This window comes from Streptomyces sp. NRRL S-118, from assembly GCF_000716335.1.
In the GTDB taxonomy this organism is placed as follows: domain Bacteria; phylum Actinomycetota; class Actinomycetes; order Streptomycetales; family Streptomycetaceae; genus Streptomyces.
In genome coordinates, this window is sequence record NZ_KL591031.1 from 58061 (window position 1) to 58696 (window position 636).

At 70.9% G+C, this 636-nt stretch carries 1 protein-coding gene; it reads right to left on the reverse strand.

Annotated elements, in window-relative coordinates:
- Window positions 1-236: 236 nt before the first annotated feature.
- On the reverse strand, window positions 237-636 hold a 400-nt coding region (locus tag IH00_RS41060; RefSeq protein ID WP_158828080.1), incomplete at its 5' end, for a tetratricopeptide repeat protein.

The window sequence follows — 636 nt, forward strand, 5'->3', positions numbered from 1 at the left end:
CCCGGCTGGCGGCCGCGGTGGCCAAACTCGGGCGCGGGCGCACTCGGCCGGTCGCCTGAGCTCGGCGGGCGTCTCCTCTCGGGAGCTCGGGGCTGGGGGCTGCAAAGCCGGTTCGGGGGATGCGCGGCTTGGCAGCTGGTGACGCTCGCAGTGACGCGCACGGACAGGCCTCGGCTGCCGTGTCGGGCGCCGGTGGACAGAGGTACTGGTCCGTGGGCGGTAGCGCTGGATGGATGTCACCGCCGACGGAGTAGGCGTCTCCACCGTTGCCCGCGGGCGCGGGAGCGTGCTGTCTGTACTTGTTGCCAGGCCTCGGCGGACTTGTTGCGGCTGGTGAGAGTGTCAGGATGGTCGGGGCCGAGGACGCGCTCGCGGGCGGTGAAGGTCGCGGTGTGAAGATCGGCGGCTTCCTGATGGCGGCCGACGGACGAGAGGACGGTTGCGAGGTTGTGTCGGCTGTTGAGGGTATCGGGGTGGTCCGGTCCCAGAACACGCTCGCGGGAGGCGAGGGCCTCTGCACACACAGCCGCGGCTTCGTGGTGCCTGTCCAGGCGGAAGAGGCAGGCGCCCAGGTTGTGTCGGCTGTTGAGGGTATCGGGGTGGTCCGGTCCCAGAACACGCTCGCGGGAGGCGAGG